Source organism: Dellaglioa sp. CoH-57-MRSF-21, assembly GCF_056781915.1.
Genome location: NZ_JBXAXU010000006.1, coordinates 72,683 through 91,260, shown reverse-complemented (window position 1 = coordinate 91,260; position 18,578 = coordinate 72,683). Strand labels below are relative to the sequence as shown.

General features: G+C 34.3%; 17 protein-coding genes and 3 tRNA genes. 17 read left to right on the top strand and 3 right to left on the bottom strand.

The genetic code is table 11. The features are described 5' to 3' along the window. Positions 1-133 precede the first annotated feature (133 nt). Together AC1RPQ_RS07000 and AC1RPQ_RS06995 are read right to left on the bottom strand one after the other, a co-directional pair. Positions 134-238, bottom strand: a complete 105-nt coding sequence (locus AC1RPQ_RS07000) for a hypothetical protein (RefSeq protein ID WP_481762193.1) — start codon at positions 236-238, stop codon at positions 134-136. Positions 239-355: 117 nt separating this feature from the next. Then, positions 356-571, bottom strand: coding sequence for a transposase (locus AC1RPQ_RS06995; RefSeq protein ID WP_481761913.1), 216 nt, complete (start codon positions 569-571; stop codon positions 356-358). Between the two features lie 193 nt (positions 572-764). On the opposite strand from AC1RPQ_RS06995, the gene AC1RPQ_RS06990 reads away from it, so the two are divergent. The 8 genes from AC1RPQ_RS06990 (at position 765) to AC1RPQ_RS06955 (ending at position 7,566) form a co-directional block, all read left to right on the top strand. Next, complete coding sequence (locus tag AC1RPQ_RS06990; RefSeq protein WP_481761865.1) at positions 765-2,222, top strand: peptide MFS transporter; 1,458 nt, start codon at positions 765-767, stop codon at positions 2,220-2,222. A gap of 60 nt (positions 2,223-2,282) precedes the next feature. Next, positions 2,283-3,107, top strand: coding sequence for a metallophosphoesterase (locus AC1RPQ_RS06985; protein WP_481761866.1), 825 nt, complete (start codon positions 2,283-2,285; stop codon positions 3,105-3,107). A 66-nt stretch (positions 3,108-3,173) separates the two neighbouring features. Next, positions 3,174-3,257 (top strand) — tRNA-Tyr (locus AC1RPQ_RS06980). A gap of 14 nt (positions 3,258-3,271) precedes the next feature. Next, positions 3,272-3,343, top strand: a tRNA-Gln gene (locus AC1RPQ_RS06975). A 113-nt stretch (positions 3,344-3,456) separates the two neighbouring features. Next, positions 3,457-4,254, top strand: coding sequence for a pyrroline-5-carboxylate reductase (gene proC, locus AC1RPQ_RS06970; RefSeq protein WP_481761867.1), 798 nt, complete (start codon positions 3,457-3,459; stop codon positions 4,252-4,254). A gap of 73 nt (positions 4,255-4,327) precedes the next feature. After that, the gene (gene nagA, locus AC1RPQ_RS06965) at positions 4,328-5,455 is read left to right on the top strand and encodes an N-acetylglucosamine-6-phosphate deacetylase (protein WP_481761914.1); all 1,128 of its coding nucleotides are present in this window, start codon (positions 4,328-4,330) and stop codon (positions 5,453-5,455) included. A gap of 25 nt (positions 5,456-5,480) precedes the next feature. Continuing rightward, positions 5,481-6,182 carry a GntR family transcriptional regulator gene (locus tag AC1RPQ_RS06960; protein ID WP_481761868.1) on the top strand — a complete coding sequence of 234 codons (702 nt, stop codon included), beginning with the start codon at positions 5,481-5,483 and terminating at the stop codon, positions 6,180-6,182. 154 nt (positions 6,183-6,336) lie between these two features. Further along, the gene (locus AC1RPQ_RS06955) at positions 6,337-7,566 is read left to right on the top strand and encodes a NupC/NupG family nucleoside CNT transporter (RefSeq protein ID WP_481761869.1); all 1,230 of its coding nucleotides are present in this window, start codon (positions 6,337-6,339) and stop codon (positions 7,564-7,566) included. A gap of 41 nt (positions 7,567-7,607) precedes the next feature. Here AC1RPQ_RS06955 and AC1RPQ_RS06950 read toward each other — a convergent pair whose 3' ends face one another. Then, the gene (locus tag AC1RPQ_RS06950; protein ID WP_481761870.1) at positions 7,608-8,354 is read right to left on the bottom strand and encodes a WecB/TagA/CpsF family glycosyltransferase; all 747 of its coding nucleotides are present in this window, start codon (positions 8,352-8,354) and stop codon (positions 7,608-7,610) included. 160 nt (positions 8,355-8,514) lie between these two features. Here AC1RPQ_RS06950 and AC1RPQ_RS06945 point away from each other — a divergent pair, with 160 nt between their 5' ends. The 9 genes from AC1RPQ_RS06945 to AC1RPQ_RS06905 all read left to right on the top strand — a co-directional run bounded on the left by AC1RPQ_RS06945 (position 8,515) and on the right by AC1RPQ_RS06905 (position 18,569). Next, complete coding sequence (locus tag AC1RPQ_RS06945; RefSeq protein WP_481761871.1) at positions 8,515-9,978, top strand: nicotinate phosphoribosyltransferase; 1,464 nt, start codon at positions 8,515-8,517, stop codon at positions 9,976-9,978. Between the two features lie 12 nt (positions 9,979-9,990). Next, positions 9,991-10,818, top strand: a complete 828-nt coding sequence (gene nadE / locus AC1RPQ_RS06940; RefSeq protein WP_481761872.1) for an ammonia-dependent NAD(+) synthetase — start codon at positions 9,991-9,993, stop codon at positions 10,816-10,818. A 202-nt stretch (positions 10,819-11,020) separates the two neighbouring features. After that, positions 11,021-13,675, top strand: coding sequence for a cation-translocating P-type ATPase (locus AC1RPQ_RS06935; protein ID WP_481761873.1), 2,655 nt, complete (start codon positions 11,021-11,023; stop codon positions 13,673-13,675). Positions 13,676-13,690: 15 nt separating this feature from the next. Next, positions 13,691-14,131 (top strand): hypothetical protein, encoded by a 441-nt coding sequence (locus AC1RPQ_RS06930; protein WP_481761874.1) that lies wholly within the window; start codon positions 13,691-13,693, stop codon positions 14,129-14,131. Positions 14,132-14,228: 97 nt separating this feature from the next. After that, complete coding sequence (locus AC1RPQ_RS06925) at positions 14,229-16,403, top strand: Tex family protein (protein WP_481761875.1); 2,175 nt, start codon at positions 14,229-14,231, stop codon at positions 16,401-16,403. A gap of 1 nt (position 16,404) precedes the next feature. Further along, a complete protein-coding gene (locus AC1RPQ_RS06920; protein ID WP_481761876.1) occupies positions 16,405-16,857 on the top strand; it encodes a SprT family protein in 453 nt (150 codons plus the stop codon). 59 nt (positions 16,858-16,916) lie between these two features. Further along, positions 16,917-17,001, top strand: a tRNA-Leu gene (locus AC1RPQ_RS06915). A gap of 179 nt (positions 17,002-17,180) precedes the next feature. Continuing rightward, positions 17,181-18,167 carry a beta-ketoacyl-ACP synthase III gene (locus AC1RPQ_RS06910; RefSeq protein ID WP_481761877.1) on the top strand — a complete coding sequence of 329 codons (987 nt, stop codon included), beginning with the start codon at positions 17,181-17,183 and terminating at the stop codon, positions 18,165-18,167. A 15-nt stretch (positions 18,168-18,182) separates the two neighbouring features. Beyond that, positions 18,183-18,569 carry an acetyl-CoA carboxylase biotin carboxyl carrier protein gene (locus tag AC1RPQ_RS06905; RefSeq protein WP_481761878.1) on the top strand — a complete coding sequence of 129 codons (387 nt, stop codon included), beginning with the start codon at positions 18,183-18,185 and terminating at the stop codon, positions 18,567-18,569. Positions 18,570-18,578: the final 9 nt, after the last annotated feature.

Genomic DNA, 18,578 nt, shown 5'->3' with positions numbered 1-18,578 from the left:
GAACACAGAAGTTAAGCTTCTTAGCGCCAAGAGTAGTTGGGGGTCGCCCCCTGCGAGGGTAGGACGTTGCCATGCTATTAAAAATAAAACAATAAAATTTTACGACCGTTGCTGAATATAAAAAAAGGTGTTGTCACAAAGTGACAACACCTTTTTTTATAGTTTTATTTCTCATTACAAAGGAAACACGGTTCCTAAAATCACTAAATCCGTAGGCATTACGTTTAATAATTTTCAATTTATTGTTAGTCCCTTCCTTCAAGTAGGCTATTAGAATAAGGATAGTTAATAGCGTTTTTCACATAGTCTTCATGTTAAATTAAAATGAGTAAACAATTTTTTTAAAAAATTGAATTCAAGTTTTATTAAATGCATGCATAAGTGCATTGTAAATGTGAAATTGATCGTAAACAACTATGGCGTTCGGGAATAACAAAGTTCTCGTAAACTTGGGATACGTATAGTTTATATAAGTAACGATTACTTTAACGTTTTCGCGTGCTTCTAAAATGAACCGGATAAAATACTTAGTCACTTGATAGATTGTTCTAGCAAAAATAGCAGATACTATAGAGCATTTTTTGTTACACTATTACTTAATAATGGATATAAAATTTTTCACATATTAGAAAGACGTTAAATGATAAAACAAGTAGTAAATGATGAGATATAAGTAAAAATTTGATTTGACTATTGATATATATACATTGTATAATGTGTAATGCATTAAAATACATATACTAGATTTATATCGGAGGAAGTCCATGAAAAATAAAGATACGGCCTTTTTTGGTCATCCTAGAGGATTATCAACACTATTTTTTACAGAAATGTGGGAGCGATTCAGTTATTACGGAATGCGAGCAATTCTTTTATACTATATGATTTCAGAAGTGGATGGGCTTGGTTATAATCAAGCTACAGCCATGTCAATTATGTCCATTTATGGATCATTAATTTATTTATCAGGTGTCATTGGAGGTTTCGTTAGTGATCGCCTTTGGGGTAGTAGAAAAACAGTGTTTATTGGTGGAATACTAATAATGCTAGGACATATTGTTCTTGCAACACCCTTTAAATCAGTTGCTTTATTCATATCTATCGCGTTAATCGTATTGGGAACAGGGTTGTTAAAACCTAATGTTTCTGAAATGGTTGGTGGATTATACAATAGTAAGGATCCAAGACGTGATTCTGGTTTCAGTATCTTTGTATCTGGGATTAATATTGGTGCTTTGATTGCACCGTTGCTAGTTGGATGGGTTGGTCAAGAATATAATTACCACGTTGGATTCTCATTAGCAGCTATTGGGATGTTTTTCGGCTTAGTTCAATATTACTTTGACGGAAGAAAATATTTAACAAAAGATAGTTTATATCCTAATGACCCTATTCAACCTAACGAATTATCAACTATTCTTAAAAAATCTTCAATCGGTGTTATAGCTTTAGCTTTAATTTTAGTTATCATGTTCCTATTTAAATCATTAAATATTACGAATGTCATTCTTTTAATCACAATTCTTGCAGTTATCATCCCTGTCTATTACTTTACAATGATGTTAACAAGTAAGAAAACAACAAAAATTGAACGATCAAGACTTACAGCGTATATTCCGTTATTTATTGCCAGTATCTTATTCTGGTCAATTGAAGAACAAGGTTCAGTTGTTTTAGCAATGTTTGCGTCAACTAGAACGCAGTTAAGTGCTTTTGGGTTCACTTTCCCAGCTAGTTTCTTTCAAAGTATGAATCCGTTATTCATATTAATCTATGTTCCAATATTTGCTTGGTTATGGGTTAAATTAGGATCGAAACAACCTAGTTCTCCAGCTAAATTTTCAATTGGTCTAGTATTTGCTGGAGCATCTTTCCTTTGGATGATGCTCCCTGGTGTTCTTTTTGGAACAGATACTAAAGTTGGCCCATTATGGTTAGTTGCAAGTTGGATGATGGTTATGCTTGGTGAAGTTTTGGTTTCTCCAGTTGGCTTATCAATTACTACTAAACTTGCACCAAAAAGTTTTCAATCTCAAATGATGAGTGTTTGGTTCTTGAGTGATGCTGTTGCTCAAGCATTGAATTCACAAATTGTTCGGTTATACACACCCGCTACTGAATCAATGTACTTTGCTGTAGTTGGTGGAATTACTGTTGCCTTTGGTATTATGTTGAGTTTCTTTATTCCAAGAATTCATAAATTAATGGAAGGCGTTAATTAAATAGATTTTTAATGAAAGATATGTTAATTTTAATTAACATATCTTTTTTTGGAGGGAAACATGACAATTATTGCAACTAGTAGTGATAATCACTTTGATATTAATAAAGTTGATGTGGATATAATTATTGATGAACAAGTAAATTATCTATTAGCGAAAAATATTGAGTATTATCTTATTACAGGAGATTTATTTAATGATTTTAATAAAACGATTGATTATATTATTAGACTGAAAAGAAAGTTAAATAATAAAATTGTTGTCTTATTTATTGCAGGTAACCATGACATGGTTAAAAATATAACATTTGATGAGCTAGAAAGTGTAGTGAATGATTCTTATCTCCATAATCAATATTTGGATATCTCCGGCACTGAATGGCGTATTATAGGTAATAATGGATGGTACGATTACAGTTACTCAAAACAGCTAAAACGGTCTGATAAAGAAATGCTACATTGGAAAACAAACTATTGGATCGATCGTAAAATTGTTCAACCAATGCCAGATGTCGAGAGATTTAAATTAAGTTTAAGACAAACTGAAAAATTATTGAGTGATGCGAAACAATTAAATAAAAAAATAATATTTATGACTCATTTTGTACCTAATGAATTGTATATTAAAATTAATAATGATAATCGTTTCTGGAACGTTGCAAACGGCATGTTAGGTAGTCAAAAGATGGGAGATCTGTTAGAATACTATAAAGTAGAAAAAGTTTTATTTGGGCACCTCCATATCAAACATGATCCTATTCAAATTAATGAAACGACGTATTATACGAAGCCAGTGGGATATGGGCGGAAAAAATATAACGAATGGACGAAAAATACGTTCTTCGATGAGTGGAAATTTACGTTACAAATAATTAATTTAAAATAATTGAAAAAAAAGCTTGATTTTTAATCCATTTATTTGTATGATAGTTAAGTCGGATAAAGCTGATATGGAAGAGTAGCGAAGAGGCTAAACGCGGCGGACTGTAAATCCGCTCCTTCGGGTTCGGTGGTTCGAATCCACTCTCTTCCACCATTATTTTATAATATTGGGTTATAGCCAAGCGGTAAGGCAACAGGTTTTGATCCTGTCATGCGATGGTTCGAATCCATCTAACCCAACTAGCTAAAAGCAGATACTTAGGTATCTGCTTTTTTGTTTTATTTGTTATTTTATTTTTTTTTGCGGTATGATGGAGATAGTAATTAAATATAATAATTGAAATGAGGAAACTATGAAAATTGGATTTATTGGAGCTGGTAATATGGCTCGAGCAATTATTGAAGGTTTAGTAGAAGCAGAATTTATCGCGCCAAAAGAAATTTTGGTACACAGTGCAAGAGAGTCCAGCTATGTACCTTATGCTGAAGCTAATGGCTTTACAGCGTTAGGTAGCAATGCTCAGGTGGTTAGTGAGGCTGACGTTGTTTTTCTTGCTGTTAAACCAATTGTCTTAGGTATGGTTTTAGCAGAAATTAAAGAGTCAGTGAAGGAATACAAACCTATGCTAATTTCTATTGTATCAGGTGTTTCAATCTCTGAAATTGAATTAGAATTAGATAATCATTCAGTTGGTATTTTAAGAACAATGCCAAATGTTAACGCAACGGTTTCCGAAAGTATGACTGCGTTAGTCGGTAATGATATTTTGACAGATAAACAAATGAAACAAGGTACTGATTTATTTGATACTATTGGTGAAACGATGGAGATTGCTGAACGCGATTTTAGCACGTTTGTTGCTCTTGCTGGTAGCTCACCAGCATTTATTTACTTATTTATTGATACGCTTGCACGTGCAGGCGTTAAATATGGCTTACCAAAAGATAAAGCAACTAAGATTGCTGCTCAAGCTGTACTAGGCAGTGCAAAAAAGGTCTTAGCTACTGATGAAGTGCCATGGAAATTAATTGATGAGGTTTCATCTCCGGGTGGCACAACTATTGCTGGATTGCTTGCAATGGAAGAGGCTGGATTTATGAATTCTATTATTAAAGCAGTTGATGCAACTGTGGCTAAAGACAAAAACTAAATTTGATATGACCTTGTTTTTTTGGTCTATACCGATTATACTAAGTTTATAAATTGAAGGGATGGCGGATAAGATGAGTATTGTTTTAAAACATGCAGTTATCTACACGGGTTCAGAAAAAATTGAAGATGCATATATTCGATTTGATAAACAAATTAGTGCAATGGGGCCAATGAGCGAATACAAAGCTTTAGCCTCTGATGAGGTTAGAGATGTAGAAGGGAAAATTATTGTTCCTGGATTTATTGACGTTCACAGCCATGGTGGATATAGTTTTGATGCTATGGATGGTGATTCTAAACAAATTAATGAAATGGTTACCGATATGATTCACGAAGGTGTTACGACTTATTTCGCAACGACAATGACCCAATCACATGAAAATATTGCTAATGCTATGGTTGGTATCAAAAAAGCCGCTGAAGTGAACCCTGTTATTCAAGGAATTCATCTTGAAGGACCATTTATTTCTCCTGTTTTTAAAGGCGCACAGCCTGAAAAATATATTGAGGCACCTGATACAAAGTTATTTGATAAATGGAATGAATTATCAGGACATATGATCAAATTAGTGACTTATGCACCGGAACATAAAACGTCACCTGAATTTGAAGAGTATTGTATCAAGAATGGTATCGTACCTTCAGTGGGCCATAGTAACGCTACTCGCGAAGAAATGAAACATTCTCGAGCAAGTCATGTCACTCATTTATACAATGCACAACGCGAATTTAAGCATCGTGAACCAGGTGTAACTGGACATGCATTTTTAGAGGATAATATTTATACAGAAATTATTGCTGATGGTTTTCATATTGTGCCAGATATGATTAAACTAGCCTATGATTTAAAAGGACCTAAACGTATTGAATTAATTACTGACTCGATGCGTGCTAAAGGAATGCCTGAAGGCTTAAGCGAACTTGGCGGGCAAAAAGTTATTGTTAAAGACAAACAAGCAAGATTAGAATCTGGTAATTTAGCAGGCTCTGTTTTACAATATCAAGATGCATTTAAAAATATTATGAAATTTACTGGTTGTGGTATCGAAGAAGCTGTATTGATGAGTTCTGTCAATCAAGCTAGGGAATTCAATTTAACATCAAAAGGTGCTATTGAAATCGGAAAAGATGCTGATATGAACTTATTTGATGCTAACATGCAACTAGAAAGCACATATAGCTTTGGACGTAAATTTTAATAAAAGGTTAGGAAGGTAATTGTTAATGGGATCTCCCATATATATTCAAATTCATAATGAAATGAAAAAAACAATTGAATCTGGTGAATGGGAAGTTGGCAATCGTATTCCGGCTGAACGTGAACTTGCTGTTGTATTTGGTGTCAGCAGAATGACGCTTAGACAGGCAATTCAAACCTTGGTAGATGAAGGTATTCTAGAACGTCATGTTGGTGATGGAACCTACGTTGCTCGTAAGAAGGTTCAAGAAAAGATGTCAGGTGTGACTAGTTTTACTGACCTAATGGCTGAACAGGGAAAAGTGGCTTCAAGTAAGACGATCACTTATCATGTTACAACGCCTTCATTAAGTGAAATTGAAAAGTTACAATTGATCGATGGCGAACTAGTCTTACGAATGGAACGAATTCGTTATGCTGATGGTTTACCGATTTGTTTTGAAGTTGCTACGGTTCCTAATAAATTAGTTGAGGGTTATAGTAAAACTGAAATTACGAGCTCTTTATATCGAACATTGGAAGAAAAAGCCAATTTAACATTGGGAGGGGCACAACAGACAGTGTCTGCTATGTCAGCTGCTGAAAGCATAGCGGATTATCTATCAATCAAGCGTGGTGAAGCGATTTTGAGGCTTCGTCAAGTTAGCTTTTTGAAAAATGGTGAACCTTTTGAATATGTTCGGACACAATATGTAGGGAATCGCTTTGAATTTTATCTAGAAAAATAAAGTTTAAGAAATTATTAATTGCTCTCTTTCAACCATATCAATGGATGAGATAGAGTAATTTTTTTTTTGAGAAATCTGTTCGATTGACATCAATTTGAGATAACGCTATATTATTTAAGAGCAAAAAATAAATTATCTGAAGGGGTTTTAAGATATGTATTTATTAGTTAATATTTTCGGTGTTGCCATTTTTATTTTAGTTGCATTTGCGTTTTCCAAGAAAAAGAGAGAAGTCAATTGGAAATCAATCGCAATTATGGTCGTTATTAATTTATTTTTAGCTTGGTTCTTAACAAAATTCTCATTAGGACGTGATCTTGTAGAAGGCGCGGCTAATGGGTTTAATTGGCTAATGCAGGCCGCATATCAAGGTATTCAATTTATGGTACCCGCTATGCCTAAAGTAACTGATATGGGATTTTTCATGAGTGTTCTATTACCAGTTATTATGATTGTGCCATTGTTTGATATTTTAACGTACATTGGCGTTCTTCCATTTATTATTAAGTGGATTGGCCGTGGGTTATCAAAAATTACAGGCCAACCAAAATTTGAATCATTTTTCTCAGTAGAAATGATGTTTTTGGGAAATACTGAAGCATTAGCTGTTTCAAGCCTTCAGTTGAAACTAATGAAATCAGAACGGAACTTAACTTTGGCAATGATGTCAATGAGCTGTGTGACGGCTTCAATCATTGGTGCTTATACAACAATGATGCCAGGTCAATATATCTTAACAGCTGTTCCAATTAATATTATTAATGCTATTATTATAACAAGTATTTTAAATCCAGTTGAAGTAACAGAAGAAGAAGATACTATTGCTGAAATGACAGGTAGTAACTCAAATGATTTAGAAACTTCTGAATCAGATAATAAAAGAGAACCCTTTTTCGCTTTCTTGGGTGATTCAATTTTGGGTGCTGGTAAGTTAGTCTTGATTATTGCAGCAAATGTTATTGCTTTCGTTGCTTTAGCAGCCTTGATTGATAATATTCTTGGATTAGTTAATCCAAATTTATCACTTGAAAATATTTTAGGTATTATTATGTTCCCATTTGCTTGGTTAATGGGATTCAATCCTTCAGATGCTTTCGAATTAGCACGTTACATGGGTACAAAATTAGTAACAAATGAATTTGTTGTTATGGGACAAGTATCAAGTACGATTAACTCATTTGCACCTCATTACAAAGCTGTTTTAACTGTTTTTGTTACATCGTTTGCAAACTTTTCAACAATTGGAATGATTATTGGTTGTTTCAAAGGAATTGTGGATAAAGAAAAAAATGATGTTATCGCAAGAAACGTTGGTTACATGCTATTATCTGGTATTCTAGTTTCATTATTATCAGCGGGTATGGTTGGCGTTTTCGTTTGGTAATATAACAATATGTAAAAAAGAACTAAGAAATTTTTAATTTCTTAGTTCTTTTTTTTATGTCCTCTAAATTTTTCTTTGTATATTAGTAATAAGTAACGTGGAATAGCTAGCATTCGAATAAAACGAGTCGGTTCTTGGAATAAACGATAAAGCCACTCAATATGATGATTTTGCCAAAATTGTGGCGCACGATTCACAGTACCCGCTAGAACGTCGAAACTACCACCAACACCCATCCAGATACTATCAGACACTTGGCGATTACGCTGAATAAATTCCTCCTGATTTGGAAAACCTGTTGCAACAAAAACAAAATCAGGCTGAGATATTTTAATGTTACTTACAATATCCTGATCATTTTTGAAATAACCATTATGAAATCCGACTAAATTAATGTTTGGATAATCAGACTTAATCGTTTTGGCAACTTTTTGGATGACCGTTTCGGCTGCACCAACTAGGTATATTGATTTTTGATGACTATTAGCCCATTTAAGCAGGCTCATTAAAGTATCATAGCCAGTGATTCGTTCGGGCATTGGAGTCCCTAAAATTGCTGCGCCTTTGATAATACCAATACCATCTGGTGTAACGTAGTCAGCTTGGTTAAGAATCTTTTTATAATCTGGGTGTTGTCGTGCAAATAGAACAATTTCTGGGTTGGCTGTCACGATAAATCGATTTAGATGAGCTATCGAATCAGTCGCTATCTGAGTTAAAAAAGCGTCATTAGTTGTATTAATAAATTCGATATCTAATATTTTTGTTTTTTTAAATTTATTTGGCATAATATGTCCTCACTTTTTAAACTTTGTCTCATTATAACAGAAGATAAATTTAAAATAAGTATTGAATATGACGGATTACGGAAAAAATGGTAAAATGTAGATTATAATTTGTGTGCTGGAAAAAATTCTAGTAGTGCATTCATTTTAAAGGAGAAACATCATGGTAAAAAATTACCCAGATGATAGCTATACGTTACATACGGACGTTTATCAGATTAATATGATCCAAACTTACTGGGAAAAAAATATTCATAATCAAAATGCTGTATTTGAAGTTTTCTTCAGAAATTTACCATTTTCTAATGGCTATGCGATTTTTGCAGGCTTAGAACGAGCTATTAATTATATTCAAAATTTAAAATTTTCAGAGACAGACATTGCGTATTTAAGAGAAGTGGCAGGATATCCAGATGATTTTCTTGCCTATTTAAAAGATTTTCATTTTCGTGGCACAATCAGGTCAGCTGTTGAAGGGGAAGTTGTTTTTAACGGCGAACCCATTGTCCAAATAGAAGGTCCTTTAGCAGACTGTCAATTAGTAGAAACGGCATTACTTAACATCATTAATTATCAAACATTGATTGCAACAAAATCAGCTCGTATCAAAGCTGTAGCCGGAGATGATGGTGTGTTAGAATTTGGTACAAGACGAGCACAAGAATTTGATGCAGCTATTTGGGGAACACGTGCAGCTTATATTGGTGGATTTGATGCAACTAGTAATGTCCGAGCAGGTAAAATATTTGGTATTCCTATCAGTGGAACGCATGCGCATTCATTAGTTCAAGCATACAGAGATGACTATGATGCTTTTATGGCTTACGGAACAACGCATCGTGATTGTGTCTTTTTAGTTGATACATACGATACGTTAAAAAGTGGTGTGCCAAGTGCAATTAAAGTTGCTAAAGAGTTAGGTGATAAGATTAATTTTGCCGGCGTACGAATTGATAGTGGGGATATGGCTTACATTTCGAAACGCGTTCGTGAACAATTAGATGAAGCTGGATTTACAGAAGCTAAAATTTATGCCTCAAATGACTTAGATGAAAAAACAATTACTAATTTAAAAATGCAAGGAGCTAAAATTGACGTCTGGGGCGTTGGAACTAAACTAATAACTGCCTATGATCAACCCGCCTTAGGTGCAGTTTATAAATTAGTAGCCATTGAAGGTGGCGATGGTAAAATGGTTGATACAATTAAACTCAGTAATAATGCAGAAAAAGTATCAACACCAGGTAAGAAACAAGTATGGCGTATTACTAATAAAGTTGATGGTAAAACTGAAGGAGATTACATTGCACTATCGGATGAGGAACCTCAGAAACAAGACTCACTTTATATGTTCCATCAGCAGTATACCTATATTAATAAGTTGGTAACTAACTATAATGCACGACCAATTTTACAAGATATATTTGTTGAAGGTGAACTGGTTTATAATCAGCCAGAATTGGATGCTATTAGAGAGTATTCAAGAATTCAGTTAGATGGGTTATGGGAAGAATATAAACGTGAATTAAATCCACAAGATTACCCTGTCGATTTATCACAAAAAGCTTATGATAATAAGATGGCTATCATCCAAAAAATTAGAAATAATATGAATAATATTAAATAAGGGGTGTTAATCTTGACTGACTTACAAAAGAAAATTATTGAAACTTTGAAAGTGAAATCAAGTGTAAATATTGCAGAAGAAATTCGTATGAGTATTGATTTTATGAAAGCTTATTTATTGAAACATCCATTTTTAAAATCTTTAGTTTTAGGAATTTCTGGTGGACAAGATTCAACACTTGCTGGGTATTTAGCACAACAGGCTATTCGTGAGTTACGTGAAGAAACCGGTGATAGCAATTATCAATTTATTGCAGTTCGACTACCATACGGCAATCAATCCGATGAATCTGATGCATTAGATGCTATAAAATTTATGCAGGCAGATCAAGTGGTTCGTGTAGACATTAAAGGTGCTACCGATGAAATGGTAATAAGCTTAATGGCAAACAATCTTGAAATTTCTGATTTTAATAAAGGTAATATCAAAGCTCGTCAGCGCATGATTGCTCAATATGGGATTGCCGGGGCAAAGTCAGGTGCGGTTGTGGGAACTGACCATGCTGCAGAAGCAATTACTGGATTTTATACTAAATATGGTGACGGAGGTGCTGATATTACACCACTTTGGCGTTTGAATAAGCGCCAAGGTAGAGAGATGTTAGCTTCGTTAAATGCGCCGGAACATCTGTATTTAAAAGTACCAACAGCCGATTTGGAAGAAGACCGTCCAGCGCTACCTGATGAAGTTGCCTTAGGAGTTACTTACGATAATATTGATGATTATCTTGAAGGAAAGGTAGTTTCAAAAGAAATTAGTGATAAAATTGAAAATTGGTATTTAAAGACAGAACACAAACGACATCTGCCAATTACTGTTTATGATTCTTTTTGGAAGTAAATAGTTGCGTAAGCTGTTTCATTTCAGTTATAATTAAAGAAATCATAGGGGAGTAACTGGCGGTTATCCGCGGCAATGTCACCAACAAGAAAGTTCTTTTTCTGGTATTGCCTTAAATAGTGAGACTTATGTATGTTTAAAGTTCTGCAACATACATAGGTCTTTTTTTGTATTTTGTGAAACTATTATAAGGAGGATTACTATGACAAAAAGGATTTACGCACAATCAGTTGACGAAGTTTTAGCAGGCCAAAAGACAGATTTGGCAGGGTTAACAACCCAAGAGGTTAAAGAAAGAACAGACAAGTATGGATTGAATCAGTTGTCAGAAGGTAAACGTAAAACAATATTACAAAAATTCTTTGATCAGTTTAAAGATTTCATGATAATCGTTTTAATTGTGGCTGCGTTAATTGCGGCATCATCAGGTGAAGTTGTGGACGCAATTATCATCATGTTAGTTGTTGTTTTAAACGCTGTATTCGGTGTTTTTCAAGAATCTAAGGCTGAAGAGGCAATTAATGCGTTAAAAGAAATGTCGACACCTAACGCAAATGTAAAACGAAATGGGCAAATTGAAACTGTAAAAAGTGAAAATTTAGTACCTGGAGATATTGTTTTACTTGAAGCAGGGGATGTTATTCCAGCAGATTTACGTTTAACACAGATTGCTTCTCTTAAAATTGAAGAATCTGCTTTAACTGGTGAATCAGTACCTGTTGATAAAAGTTTAAATTTATTAAATGATGAAGATGCTGGTATTGGCGATCGCCATAATATGGCGTTTATGAATAGTAATGTAACTTATGGGCGTGGTGAAGGAATCGTTGTTGGAACAGGGATGAACACTGAAGTTGGACGTATTGCAGGAATGCTCAATTCTGCCGATGAAATGAAAACACCACTACAAGATAATCTTAACCAATTAGGTAAAACATTAACTATTTTAATATTAATTATTGCTGTTATTGTTTTCTTCGTTGGTCTACAAAATGGAGATAATAGTGTCATTGATATGTTGTTAATTGCGATTTCATTAGCTGTAGCTGCAATTCCAGAAGGATTACCAGCTATTGTTACAATTATTTTAGCACTTGGAACACAAAAGATGGCAAAAAGAAATGCGATTGTTAGAAAATTACCAGCAGTTGAAACACTTGGTAGTACTGACATTATTGCATCAGATAAGACGGGTACATTAACGTTAAATCAAATGACTGTTGAAAAAATATTTATAAATAATGAGTTATTAGATGCCGATAAGGTGGAAACAAATTTAGAAAGTCCACTATACCAGGTGATGTCTTTCAGTAATGACACAAAACAAACATCTGAGGGCAATTTAATTGGTGACCCAACAGAGACGGCTCTAATTCAATATCATTTAGATCATGGATTAGATGTGGATGCATTATTAAGCAGTGAACCTCGAGTTGCTGAAGTTCCATTTGATTCAGAACGTAAATTGATGTCAACAATTCAAAAAAATGAGGATAAATCTTTTTTTGTTGCTGTTAAGGGTGCTCCCGATCAACTATTAAAACGGGTAACACGTTATATTGAAAATGGCGAAATTAAACCGATAACTGATGCACAGCTAGATTATATTATGACTAATAATCATGATATGGCAACGCAAGCATTACGCGTGTTAGCATTCGCGTATCGTGAAATGCCTGCAATTCCAGCGGTATTAGATTCAGAAACTGTGGAAAATGATTTGATTTTTGCTGGATTAGTTGGAATGATTGATCCAGAGCGACCAGAAGCTGCTGCTGCAGTTAGCGAAGCTAAGAAAGCCGGGATCCGTCCTTTGATGATTACAGGCGATCATCGCGATACTGCCGAAGCTATTGCAGTTCGATTAGGAATTGTTGAAGCTGGACAACATGAAGCAATTATTTCTGGTTCTGAATTAGATGATTTATCAGACTCAGAATTTGAAAATAAGGTTGAACAATATTCTGTATATGCAAGGGTATCGCCTGAACATAAAGTGCGAATTGTTAAAGCATGGCAGAAAAAGAATCAAGTGGTTGCTATGACTGGTGATGGTGTGAACGATGCGCCAGCTTTGAAATCGGCTGATATTGGAATTGGGATGGGTATTACAGGAACTGAAGTATCTAAAGGTGCTTCAGATATGGTTCTCGCTGATGATAATTTTGCGACAATTGTTTTTGCTGTTAAGGAAGGACGAAAAGTCTTTTCTAATATTCAAAAATCAATTCAATATTTACTTTCTGCAAACTTAGGTGAAGTATTAACCTTGTTTGTTATGACAATGATGGGTTGGAGTATTTTGGCACCAGTCCATATTTTGTGGATTAACTTGGTAACAGATACATTTCCCGCAATTGCACTTGGTGTAGAACCTGCTGAAAAAGGATTGATGGATCAAAAACCACGTGGACGTAAATCAAACTTCTTCTCTGGTGGTGTGATGCCAAGTATTATTTATCAAGGTATCTTAGAAGGGGCTATAACATTATTTGTTTATTGGTTGGCTTTAACGTATCCTGTTCATATGGGTGATAAATTAATTCATGCAGATGCTTTAACAATGGCTTTTGCAACATTAGGATTAATTCAGTTATTCCATGCATTCAATGTTAAATCAATCCATGGGTCAATCTTCAACCGTAATATCTTTAAAAATGTGACGTTTAATTGGTCAATTTTGGCATCATTTGCGTTGCTCGCAGCAACTATTTTAATCCCCGGATTAAATAAAATGTTCCATGTTAGCCATTTAGATATGTATCAATGGGGTATTGTTTTAGCGGGATCATTCTCAATTATTGTGATTGTTGAAATTGTGAAGCTTGGCCAACGATTATTCAGAAAAAATAAATAAAAGGAAGTTTATATCTTGAAAAAAAGAGTTAATGTAAATTATTATATCAATGCGTTAAATGATGTTGCGCAAGCAACTGAAGAAATGGGTAATTCTTTAAATGATCATTACGAAGTAATGGAAAAAGCCATTACTGCAGGTGACTTTTCTATTGTTTCAGATGATGAATTCACAACTACTAAAGAAAAATTTGTTGAAGGTACAGCAAGTTACCAAGAAAATTTAAGCAAATTAGATGATTTACAAGTACCCATTCCTGTTTTGGGAAAACATAAAAAATTAATTAGTGGTTATCGTACTTTTGTTGAAGGTTGCGATGAGATGACAAGTAGTATTAATGTTGAGAAACATCTTGTCGAGGTTGATGCATTTAAAGCTTCAGAAGAAAAACAAGATAAAGGAATGACGCAAACAACTGATATGATGCAACGTATCATGCAACAAATTTTAGGTTAAATTTAATTAAAGAGATTGATATTAGGAATGGTTGTACTGACGCCTATTATTAGTCTCTTTTTTATGAACAAAAAATATTCGAATTGAGGTCGTTATCATGGAAAAAAACATTATGCCGTTAGTATTAAAAGAGCTAAATCAGTATCGAGAAAAACAAATTAACGCAGTTTTAGGGATGCTTGATGAAGGAAATACTGTTCCATTTATTGCACGATATCGAAAAGAAAGAACAGATAGTTTAGACGAAGTTCAAATTCGTGAAATTGAGACAACTTATAAACATGTTGAGAGTTTAGAAAAACGTAAAGCAGAAGTTATCCACATAATTGAAGAACAAGGTAATTTAACAGAAGCTTTAAAAAATAAAATTAGTTTAGCAAAAAAATTGCAACAGATTGAAGATTATTATTTACCTTTTAAACAAAAACGTCGTACTAAGGCCACTATTGCCAAAGAGGCTGGATTAGAACCATTTGCCAAATGGTTGTTGACATTCCCCCAAACAGCAGCTGAAATTAATCAGAAAGCAAGCACATTTATTAATGTTGATGCTGAAATTTTAACTGAAGAAGACGTTTTTGCTGGGGTACATGAAATTTTAGCTGAAGCATTTGGTGAAAGTGCCGAATATCGTGAGTGGATTCGTAAAGTAACTCAAAAAGATAGTTTGTTTGAAGCAAAAGTTAAAGCTGAAGAAAAAGACGAAAAAGGTATTTATCGTGATTACTATGAGTTTAGTGAATCTTTAAAATCAGTCGTTCCGCATCGTGTACTGGCAATTAATCGTGGTGAAAAAGAGGGAATCTTAAAAGCTTCCGTTGTTGTACCAGAACAAGCAATTATGACATTTATGCATTTTAGAATTATTGGGAAAAATAGTGGTGACGCTGTACCAATCATTGAAAATGCGTATCAAGATAGTTATAAACGCTTTATTAAACCATCAATTGAGCGTGAAATTCGTAAAGGTATGACAGAGGTTGCTGAAGAACAAGCTATTAATGTGTTTGGGGATAACTTATACCATTTACTTATGCAAGCACCATTAAAAGGGAAAGTTGTTTTAGGTTTTGATCCAGCCTATCGAACAGGCTGTAAGTTAGCCATCGTGGATGGTACAGGTAAATTCTTAGACAAATTGGTAATTTATCCACATAAACCTGCAAATGGTGAAAAACGTGCCGCAGCTGCTGGACAATTTAAACAGTTCCTTGAAAAATACCAAGTTGAAATGATTGCAATTGGAAATGGAACAGCAAGTCGAGAATCTGAACAATTTGTTTCAGATATTTTAAAAGAAATCGAACGGCCAATTTTTTATGTCATTGTAAATGAGGCTGGGGCATCGGTTTATTCAGCTAGTCAAGCAGCTCGTGATGAATTCCCAGAACTTCACGTTGAAGAACGCTCTGCTATTAGTATCGGCCGTAGATTGCAAGATCCTTTGGCTGAATTAATTAAGATTGATCCTAAATCTGTTGGAGTCGGTCAGTATCAACATGATGTTGCTGAAAAAAAATTGGATGCACAGTTAGATGTCGTGATTGAAGATGCTGTGAATAAAGTTGGGGTTAATTTAAATACAGCTAGTTCAGAGCTATTAACAAAAATTTCTGGATTAAATTTAACAATTGCTAAAAATGTTGTTACTTATCGTGACGAAAATGGTAAATTTACGAAGCGTCAACAACTTAAGAAAGTACCACGCTTAGGACCAAAAGCTTATGAACAAGCAATTGGATTTTTACGTATTGTTTCTGGGGATAACATTTTAGATAATACTGATATTCATCCTGAAAGTTATCCACTAACAAAGATTTTGTTGAAAGAATTGGGGATAAAAATAACTAATTTGGGTAAAACTGAGACAAATGACCAATTAGCACAGACAAATGCTGAAAATTTGGCACAAGTTGTGGGTAGTGGTGTGGAAACAGTAGCAGATATTCTAGCTAGTTTACAAAAACCAGGCCGTGATTTACGTGACGATATGCCGGCACCGTTACTACGACACGATGTGTTAACAATTGAGGACTTAGAACCCGGCATGTCATTACAAGGAACCGTTCGGAACGTAATTGATTTTGGTGCGTTTGTAGATATTGGTGTTAAACAAGATGGACTTGTCCACATTTCACAATTAACAGATAAGTTCGTTAAGAAACCAAGTGAAGTGGTTGCGGTTGGGGACATAGTTACAGTGTGGGTAATGGAAGTTGATTTGAAACGTAATCGCGTTCAGTTAACAATGAAACGACCAACGGATAAATAAGATGACTGATTTTGAATTAACAGCTTTAGTTCAAAACTTATCCACAACTTTTTTTAAGCAGCCATTTATCCACAAAGCAACATTTAATAAAAGACTACGAACGACGGGTGGACGGTATCGATTAAATGACCATAATATTGAAATTAATCCTAAAATGCTGACGGAACATGGTGAGGATATTTTAATAGGTGTTATCAAGCATGAATTATGTCATTATCATCTGCATATTGCTAAAAAGGGTTATCAACATCGTGATCATGATTTCAAACAGCTACTGACAATTGTAGGTGGTAGCCGGTTTGCCCCTCTTGGTCCAAAACAGGCTAAAAAGAAAAGAGTTATTCACTATCAATGCTCTAATTGTGGACAACAGTATCAACGACAAAGAAAAATTAACCTGTCACGCTACGTTTGCTCGAAGTGTCGAAGTAAGTTAATTTTAATGGAATACTAATTTATTTTAAATGGGACTTGTAACAAGGAACAATTTTTGCTACAATTATGATTGTTCTTGCGAGTATGGCGGAATTGGCAGACGCGTCAGACTAAGGATCTGGTGGGATAATATCCCGTGATGGTTCGAATCCATTTACTCGCATAATAGTTTTACTTAAAAGCACTCGACCTTGTTACTATGGGGTTTAGTGCTTTTTTTAATGAAAGATTGCCATACTGGCGTATTATGAAATTAAAGAATTATTAAGCGTTAATTATTTTGGTGTCTTAATTTTGCGATTATTGATAAAATAGAATGAATTAAACTTAACGACTGGGAGAATGGGTAAATTGAATAATTATGTCAAAATAAAAAATATGGCACATTTTGTGCCGGAACGAATTGTGACAAATAATGAATTAGCTAAATTTATGCCAACCTCGGATGAATGGATAGTGGCGCATACTGGGATTAAAACACGACACTATGCAATTGATGAAAATACATCAGATTTGAGTACAAAAGTAGCAAATGAACTTTTACTTAAATCTGGGTATGAAGCCACAGATATTGATTTAATTATTATTTCCACAATTTCGCCAGACGCCTTAACACCATCGACAGCTGCGATTGTTCAAGGAAATATTGGCGCAATGAACGCCTTTGCTTTCGATATTAGCGCTGCTTGTGCGGGATTTATATTTGCTATGAGTACCGCAGAAAAGTTTTTACGTACAGGGCAATACAAACGGGCAATTGTGATTAGTGCAGAAGTTAACTCAAAAATGATGGATTTTAAGGATCGAACAAGCGCTGTATTTTTTGGAGACGGTGCAGGTGGTGCTCTTCTTGAAGCCTCAAATAATTCAGCGGATGAAAGCTTTATTGCTGAAAAAATAGAAACAAATGGGCAAAAAAAGGATGTTATTCATAGTGGACGTATTGAACCATTAAGTGATGTTAATGAAGATAATTATCCAACAATAGATGCATTTTTCCAAGAGGGACGAGATGTGTTTGAATTTGCTACAACAGTTGTGCCTAATCAGATGAAACAATTACTTAAAGATAATAAGTTAAAAACAAGTGATATTGATTTGGTTGTTTGCCATCAAGCAAATTTAAGAATTATTGAAACAATTGCTGATGAGTTAGGGATGCCAATTGAAAAATTTGCAACAAGTGTTATTCATCACGGAAATACATCTTCAGCCGGGATTCCAATGGCCCTAAATGAAGCAATTCAACAAGGGTTTACGGGTGGTACAGTTTTATTAACTGGATTTGGAGCTGGCTTAGCATATGGAAGTTTACTAATAAAAATTTAAGGTGTGTGCAAATTAATGAAATTTAATGAAATTAATCAATTATTAGATAAAATTGCGACAATGCCATTTTCTCATGTTGAAATTGAAGATGGTGACTTTAAAGTAGTTGTAGATCAAGAAAAAACAGCCGAAAAAATAAAAGTAGCAACAAATATACAAGAAGATGATAGTGACACCATTTTTATCGTTAAAAGCCCACTTGTTGGGTTAGTTCATTTTGATAAAATGGGAACAATTGGGACTAAAATTATTAAAAAGCAGGTTATTGCTCAAATTGAAAGTATGAAATTATACAATGATATCCAATCGCCAGTGACAGGTATCGTACTTGAACAACTAGTAGATGATGGTGAATTAGTCGAATTTGATCAAGAGTTACTTAAAATTAGAATAGATGGATAGGTGAGTCAT